Source organism: Limnobacter sp. (assembly GCF_964228395.1).
Lineage (GTDB): Bacteria > Pseudomonadota > Gammaproteobacteria > Burkholderiales > Burkholderiaceae_B > Limnobacter.
Genome location: NZ_CAXQZX010000125.1, coordinates 41,679 through 48,999 on the forward strand (window position 1 = coordinate 41,679; position 7,321 = coordinate 48,999).

Sequence of the window (7,321 nt, forward strand, 5' to 3'; positions counted from 1 at the left end):
TGGGCTGATTACTTCAAAGGCTTGTAACGCACACGCTTGGGTCGAGCGCCTTCCTCACCCAAGCGTTTTATTTTGTCAGCTTCGTATTCTTGGAAGTTACCATCAAAGAAGACCCATTGTGAGTCTCCCTCACAGGCCAGAATGTGAGTGGCAATTCGATCCAGGAACCAGCGATCATGTGAGGTCACAAGCACTGTGCCCGCGAATTCAAGCAGGGCGTCTTCCAGCGCGCGCAGGGTTTCTACGTCCAGGTCGTTGGAGGGTTCGTCCAGCATCAGCAAGTTGCCGCCAGAAATCAGCGTTTTGGCCAGGTGCAAACGCCCGCGTTCACCACCAGACAAATTACCGATCATTTTTTGCTGGTCGCCGCCTTTGAAGTTGAACCGCCCCAAGTAGGCACGCGCAGGCATTTCAAACTTGCCCACGGTCAAAATGTCGGCTCCTTCCGCCACACCGTCAAACACTGTTTTGTCGTTGGGCAGGCTGTCTCGGGCTTGGTCCACCATGGCCATGCGCACTGTGGGTCCCACCTTGATGTTGCCGCTGGTGGGTTGCTCTTTGCCGGCAATCATTTTAAACAGCGTGGATTTACCAGCACCATTGGGGCCGATCACGCCCACAATCGCTCCGGGTGGAATCTTGAAGCTTAAGTTGTCGATCAGCAAACGGTCGCCAAAAGCCTTGCTCACATTCTCAAACTCGATCACTTCATTGCCCAGGCGCTCAGCCACGGGAATGAAAATCTCCTGGGTTTCATTGCGTTTTTGATACTCGTGGCTGGACAATTCTTCAAAGCGTGCAATACGCGCCTTGGACTTGGCCTGACGGCCTTTGGGGTTTTGGCGCACCCATTCCAGTTCTTTCTTCAGTGCTTTTTGGCGGGCTGATTCACTCGCTTCTTCCTGTTTCAAGCGCGTTTCTTTTTGCTCCAACCAACTGCTGTAATTGCCCTTCCAGGGAATACCGTGGCCACGGTCCAGTTCAAGAATCCACTCAGCCGCGTTGTCCAAAAAGTAACGATCGTGGGTCACGGCCACCACGGTGCCCGGGAATTTATGCAAAAACTGTTCAAGCCAGTGTACGGATTCAGCGTCCAGGTGGTTGGTGGGTTCGTCCAGCAACAGCATGTCGGGTTTGCTCATCAGCAGGCGGCACAAGGCCACGCGGCGTTTTTCGCCCCCCGACAAATTACCCACCACGGCATCCCAAGGTGGAAGGCGCAGGGAGTCTGCTGCAATTTCCATCAAATGGTCGGCGTCGTTGCCGGCCGCTGCAATCACAGCTTCCCACTTGGCTTGCTCTTCAGCCAGTTTGTCGAAATCGGCATCGGGTTCGGCGTAGGCAGCGTAAATTTCTTCCAGCTTTTGCTGGGCCACGCCCAAGTCGCCCAAGCCTTCTTCAACGGCTTGCCGCACGGTGTGCTCGGGGTTCAACTCGGGTTCCTGGCTCAAATACCCAATGTTCAGGTTGGGCATGGGCACGGCTTCGCCTTCAATGTCTTTGTCCACGCCGGCCATGATTTTTAATAACGTGGATTTGCCCGAGCCATTCAGGCCAAGCACACCAATTTTTGCGCCGGGAAAAAAGCTCAGAGAAATGTCTTTGAGGATTTGCCTTTTGGGGGGAACAATTTTCCCCACCCGGTTCATGCTGAATACATATTGGGCCATCTGGATTCCAGTGTAAAAATGAATGTTGCGATTTTAAAGCATCGCTGGAAGCTGGGGGGTTAGGGCTTGCCTCTCTTTGCTGGCATCCCCCAGCAGAGCCATGCCCAGCAGCGCACCATCGGCCCCTTTAAACAGGGCTTTGATGCCGTCTTCTGTGGGGGTGATCTCCCACTGTCCCTCATGCTCGGGCAAGGGCGGGTTGACCACGGCGGGGCAGTCGGGGGTTTTTATGCTCACAGGCATGGCCGGGAATTTAATGTCTGTGGGTTTGCCGGCCAGGGTTTGCGCCATGGCCCTGGCCGCCTGCATTACAGGCATGATGTAAGGCAGCACATACTTGCCCGCGTACTCAGCGCAATCACCGATGGCATACACATTGGCTTTGCTGGTTTGGCCCAAAGTGTTCACCACAATGCCGCGGCCAATTTCAAGGCCTGCATCTTTGGCCAGCGCTGTTCTCGGGGTCAGCCCCACGGCAGACAGCACCAACTCTGCCTGCGTAGTTTCGCCGCTTGAATCGCGCAAGGTGTACTGCCCAGCGTGGCCTTCGACGCTCTCCACGCTGCGCCCAAGCTTCCAGCTCACCCCTTTGTCTTGCAACTTGTTTTGCATGAATGCACTGGCCTCGGGTGGAAGGAGGCGTGCAAGTGGGCGATCTGCCAAATCAAATACCGTGGTGTGTACATCGGCTTTCAACAGGTCGTTGGCAAACTCACATCCAATCAAGCCTGCCCCCAACACCGCCACTTGCTTTTTGCCTTCCAACAGCTTGCGAAATTCTGCGTAATCGTTCAGGTCGTTCACGCTGATGACATCGGCCGCGCCGCTTCCTTGTAAAGGCAGTTTGATGGTGTCGGCCCCCAAGGCCAACACCAGGTTGTTGTACTCAAATTGCCCAGCCGTGGTGTCGATGGTGTTTGTCGCCGTGTGGATGGCTTTAAGGGTGGTGTGCGGGTGTAACTCAACCTTTTGCTGTTCTGCAAATTTTGGGGCGGGGGTCATCACCAGGGTGTCAGCTGTTTTGCCGCTGGCCAGGGCATTACTCAACATGGGCTTGGAGTAAAAATCCCCGCTGTCGGCTGTGATGAGGCGAATGTGGTGGTCTGGGTCTGCTTTGCGCAGTTCGCGCACCAGCGTCCACGCGGCCACCCCGCTACCGATAATGGTGGTGTTCATGCGTCTAATTCCTGTGTAATGTGGCGAAGTATTATCAAATCGCCTGGCTTTCGTTAAGATGCGCCTACGCGTGCGCGCAATCCTTTATTATCGAACGACTTAAACACAATACACATCAAAGGGAGACAACTTTGAGTACATTTGATCGCATCGGCCCTTCACAATCCGCAAAAGCACTGTTGCTGGCTTTGTCTGTGTCGGTGTTGGCTGCTTGTGGGTCCATCACCTCCCTCAAAGATGTGCCCGAGTACCTCGACTCCGAGTTCGAGCATGTGGGTCCAAGGGAATTCATCACCAAAATCGATTTGGCCAAAATCAGGTTGGGCATGTCGCCCCTTCAAGTGCAAAACCGTGTCGGTTTCCCCATGTTGAGCGACAAAAACGACCAATCGCGTTGGGATTACGTTGTGAAGCAGGGCACCGGGGCGCAAGAGGAGTTTGTGCCTTATGCCATTTACTTCAAAGATCAAAAGGTGATCCGGGTTGCGCCGCTCACTCCTCCGCCCCCAGCGTTGGCCGATGCCAATGCGGCTGAATCGGCGGTCAGCTCTCCAGAGTCTGCGCCTGCCGTGGCAGTTTCGCCAGATGCTGTGGAAGTGCAAGCGCCTGAGGCCAGCCTGGCCGTGGGAGCCGATGTGGGCGATGCTGCGGCCATCAACGACCTGCTGACCAATTGGGCGGCGGCTTGGTCTGCCAAAGATGTCAATGGTTACCTCAGCTTTTATGCCGATACTTTTGAGCACGGCAAGAAATCCCGAGGCGCATGGGAGAGCCAACGCAAGTCCCGAATCAACGGGCCTGACACCATCGAGGTGGTGGTTAGCGATGTGCAAATCGATCTGCAGTCAGAGACCTTGGCTGAAGTGAAGTTCAAGCAAGAGTACACATCCAACCGCTACAAAGACGTGGGCACCAAAACTTTGGTGCTTTCCAAGGCGTCTGGTAACTGGAAAATTCAGCGCGAAGAGTTCAGCAAATAAAAGCGTAGGTTTTCAAAGCAGCCCCGTGCCAAAAGCGCGGGGCTTTTTGCTTCATTCACTGTTCGTAAATTTGTATCTTGGTGGAGCCGTCCAAGCGCTCTACCAAATCGCTGCCCATTAATTTGGATGGGGTGTAGGCACCGCCCACAATGTTTTTTTCCATCAAAATATAGCTGGCAACAGCCAGTGATCCATACACTGTCAGCGAATAACCATTGGCTGTTTTAACACGCGCCACCACTTTTTTGCCTTCGGCGTTGCTTGCTTCGCCCCATACATAAGCTGGCATTTTTGCGCGTTGCTCTTCGTTGGGGCCTTCCACCTTGGCGGCCTGGCTCTTCATGATGTTTTGTACCAAGCCCAAACCCAGAATAGGGCGGGCCAGGTTGGCAGCGCGCATCATGCGCACGGATTTGGCTGACGATGGAATGTACACCTCAATATTGCCAATGCCTGTGCTGTGGAAGGCAGTGGATACATCCCCCCACGGAATGGTCACCGCAAACTTGGTGCCATTGCCAAAATTAATCTCCCGGGTTTTGTAACCCAAGCCCACGGATTTGATTTCGCCGTCTTGGCGAATACGGCCACCCAATTTCATGGCCTCGACCGTGGTTTTGGCCGTGCCAGAGGACAAACCGCTGCGCGAATCAAACCCCAAAGCCAGGTGCGTGGCATCGGGCAATAGTTCTTTTAAGCGCGCAGCCACGCAGTCGGTGGGTATGACATCAAACCCAACACCGGGGCACAACACGATCTTTTGTTTCTTGGCTTTTCCACCCAGTTCTTGCGCCAGCTCAAACACCGAAATTTCCCCGGTAATGTCCAGGTAATGTGTTTTGGTTTGCAAGCAGGCCTGCATCATGGGTTCGGCTGTTTCAGAAAAAGGCCCAGCGCAATGCAGCACCAGATCAACCTCGTTCAGGCCAGCCAGCACGTCGGCTTCGCGGTCAAGCGAAAACACCCGGCTGGGCAAGCTCAATTTGTCGGCCAAAGCCGAAATGGCGGCCCCGTTGCGGCCGGCCAAAATAGGGCGCATGCCACGGCGAGCGGCTTCGCGAGCAATCATTTCTCCGGTGTACCCATTGGCACCGTAAATCATCCAGGGCATTGGATCTCCTAGTGTGGATGAAGGCCCCCGTGGGCCGGGGGCTTATTGTTGTTCTGTTTAGATAAGTTCAGGATTCCAGTTTGGCTTTCACGCGGTCAATGAAGGTACTTACCTGCGCGTCAAATTCAGATTTCACCAAACCCTCGGCCAGGCCTTTCATCAATCGAGGCACAGGCATGTCGAATTCACCGGTGGATCGAAAAGCAATATTGCATGCCTTGTCGCCGCTGGCGGTAATCACCCATCCGCCAGACACTTTGGCATTGCCTTCGCCGGGGGCAGGGTTCCAGTCGATCTTTGAGCTGCCGTCGTTGGTGTATTTCACGGTGTACTTCACTTGGTGAGACAAGCCGGCGGCGCCAATTTTTTCCATTTCCCAGCGCCACACGCCGTCACCCAGATCGACAATTTTGTCGAGCTTGGGAAACATGGCCACGGTGCTGGCCACATCGGCCAACTGGTCAAAAGCTTTTTTGGCACTGCAGGCAACTTTGAAAGAGCGTTCAATCTTCACGTTGACGTTAACAGCCATGGTTCTCCTCGCTGGTGTGGTGTTAAAAGAATTGTTTTTTTACCTTTGCAAGCAGTGTATCGGTTAATTGGCGCGCTTGTCAGGGCCGATACACATCTGCACCCGGCCTGTTGGGGGACTTGTTCTAATTTTTTGCAGCACCCATTTGTTCACAATTTTGGCTTGTGCGCTGCAATATCCATAATCGCTTCACAAGCCCGGGCTTTTCAACGCTGTCCATCAAACGTTTGAAAACAATGTTGCGGTGCGGCGTAAATTCATGATTTTTTTCGAATTCAGGCTCTAGAAAAGGCGGTGCTTTTTTGGTGCAATGAGGTTGACAGCTGTTCACTTAAGGCGCATGTTACGCCTAAGTAACTTTGATGACATTCAAGGGGTATCGCCATGTCAAACACTCTGTTCGCCGTATTCGCCGCCGCCGTTTTGGTGGGCTTGGTATACACAGGCGCAAGTCTTTTAACTTTCACCGCAGCCATCGGCGCCACAGCCTTGGGCTTTTACATGTTGGGTGGCTTGGGTGAGGTCGGCCTCACCGTATTTGCTGCCATCTACGTGCCTGTGGCCGTGTTGCTGAATGTGCCCTCGCTTCGTCGCGGCATTCTCACAGCGCCAATTTTCAAAGCCTTCTCCAAGGCGTTGCCTGCCATGAGCCAAACTGAAAAGGATGCTCTGGAAGCCGGTGACACTTGGTGGGAAGCTGAAATGTTCGGTGGCAAACCCGATTGGTCCAAGCTCATGAACGTGAAGTACACCGAGCTGACCGCCGATGAAAAGTCTTTCCTCGAGAACGAAACCGAAGAGCTTTGCAAAATGCTCGACGACTGGAAGATCACGTTTGAACTGAAAGACCTGCCCAAAGAAGTGTGGGATTTCATGGGCAAGAAGAAGTTTTTTGCCATGCTGATCGCCAAAGAGCATGGCGGTTTGGGATTCTCTCCCTACGCACAAAGCTGTGTGGTGGCCAAAATTGCAACCCGCTCCTTGACCGCATCGGTCACTGTGATGGTGCCCAACTCCTTGGGCCCAGGCGAGCTGATCATGCATTACGGCACGCAAGAGCAAAAAGACTACTGGCTGCCACGTTTGGTGGATGGTCGTGAAATTCCCTGTTTCGGCCTGACCGGTCCTGAAGTGGGTTCAGACGCCTCCGCCTTGCCCGACACAGGTGTGGTGGTAAAGCGCACTGTAAACGGCAAAGAAGAGCTGGGTATCGTGTTGAACTTCAGCAAGCGGTACATCACCCTGGCCCCAGTGGCCACTGTGGTTGGTTTGGCCTTTAAACTGAAAGACCCCGATGGTCTTCTGGGCGACAAAACCAAAGTGGATTACGGCATCACCTGCGCACTGCTGCCCGCCGACACGCCAAACGTACAAATTGGCCGCCGTCATTTCCCCGGTGCTGTGTTCATGAACGGCCCCATCATCGGTAACGATGTGTACATTCCTTTGACCTCCATCATCGGTGGTCGTGAAATGGCCGGCAAAGGCTGGCGCATGCTGGTGGAGTGCCTGTCGGCTGGCCGCGGTATTTCCCTGCCAGCGTTGTCTGCCGCCTCAGGTTGGGGCATGTATCTGGCCACTGGCGCTTATGCCCGCATTCGCCGCCAATTCAAGTTGCCCATCGGCAAGTTTGAAGGTGTTCAGGAAGCCACCGGTAAAATTGGCGGCCTCACCTACAAGCTGGAAGCGTCGCGTATTCTGACCGCCACAGCGTGTGCCGAGTGTGCACCTTCGGTGGTTACCGCCATGATGAAGTACCACATGACCGAAATGATGCGCGAAATCATCCTGCGCTCCATGGACGTACACGGCGGTCGCACTGTGATTCTTGGCCCACGCAATTACCTGGGGC

6 protein-coding genes are annotated in these 7,321 nt (G+C 54.2%); 2 read left to right on the forward strand and 4 right to left on the reverse strand.

Annotation, left to right across the window (positions count from 1 at the left end; all coding sequences use genetic code 11):
• Window positions 1-8: 8 nt before the first annotated feature.
• Together ettA and ACEQU8_RS10725 are read right to left on the reverse strand one after the other, a co-directional pair.
• Complete coding sequence (gene ettA / locus ACEQU8_RS10720) at window positions 9-1,670, reverse strand: energy-dependent translational throttle protein EttA (RefSeq protein ID WP_370263498.1); 1,662 nt, start codon at window positions 1,668-1,670, stop codon at window positions 9-11.
• Between the two features lie 33 nt (window positions 1,671-1,703).
• Window positions 1,704-2,846: an NAD(P)/FAD-dependent oxidoreductase gene (locus ACEQU8_RS10725; RefSeq protein ID WP_370263499.1), complete on the reverse strand. Its 1,143-nt coding sequence runs from the start codon at window positions 2,844-2,846 to the stop codon at window positions 1,704-1,706.
• Window positions 2,847-2,977: 131 nt separating this feature from the next.
• Here ACEQU8_RS10725 and bamE point away from each other — a divergent pair, with 131 nt between their 5' ends.
• Window positions 2,978-3,826 (forward strand): outer membrane protein assembly factor BamE, encoded by an 849-nt coding sequence (bamE, locus tag ACEQU8_RS10730; protein ID WP_370263500.1) that lies wholly within the window; start codon window positions 2,978-2,980, stop codon window positions 3,824-3,826.
• Between the two features lie 55 nt (window positions 3,827-3,881).
• On the opposite strand, the gene ACEQU8_RS10735 is transcribed toward bamE, so the two are convergent.
• Together ACEQU8_RS10735 and ACEQU8_RS10740 are read right to left on the reverse strand one after the other, a co-directional pair.
• Window positions 3,882-4,937: a trans-acting enoyl reductase family protein gene (locus ACEQU8_RS10735; protein WP_370263502.1), complete on the reverse strand. Its 1,056-nt coding sequence runs from the start codon at window positions 4,935-4,937 to the stop codon at window positions 3,882-3,884.
• 67 nt (window positions 4,938-5,004) lie between these two features.
• On the reverse strand, window positions 5,005-5,469 hold the full coding sequence (locus ACEQU8_RS10740; protein ID WP_370263503.1) for an SRPBCC family protein: 465 nt from the start codon (window positions 5,467-5,469) through the stop codon (window positions 5,005-5,007).
• Between the two features lie 384 nt (window positions 5,470-5,853).
• Between ACEQU8_RS10740 and ACEQU8_RS10745 the strand changes: the two genes are divergently transcribed.
• Window positions 5,854-7,321: acyl-CoA dehydrogenase (locus tag ACEQU8_RS10745; RefSeq protein WP_370263504.1), on the forward strand; the 1,468-nt coding region annotated here is incomplete at its 3' end.

Coding starts and splice junctions, on each gene's coding strand:
- ettA (WP_370263498.1), bottom strand. CDS start 1,670: ATGGCCCAATATGTATTCAGCATGAACCGGGTGGGGAAAATTGTTCCC.
- ACEQU8_RS10725 (WP_370263499.1), bottom strand. CDS start 2,846: ATGAACACCACCATTATCGGTAGCGGGGTGGCCGCGTGGACGCTGGTG.
- ACEQU8_RS10735 (WP_370263502.1), bottom strand. CDS start 4,937: ATGCCCTGGATGATTTACGGTGCCAATGGGTACACCGGAGAAATGATT.
- ACEQU8_RS10740 (WP_370263503.1), bottom strand. CDS start 5,469: ATGGCTGTTAACGTCAACGTGAAGATTGAACGCTCTTTCAAAGTTGCC.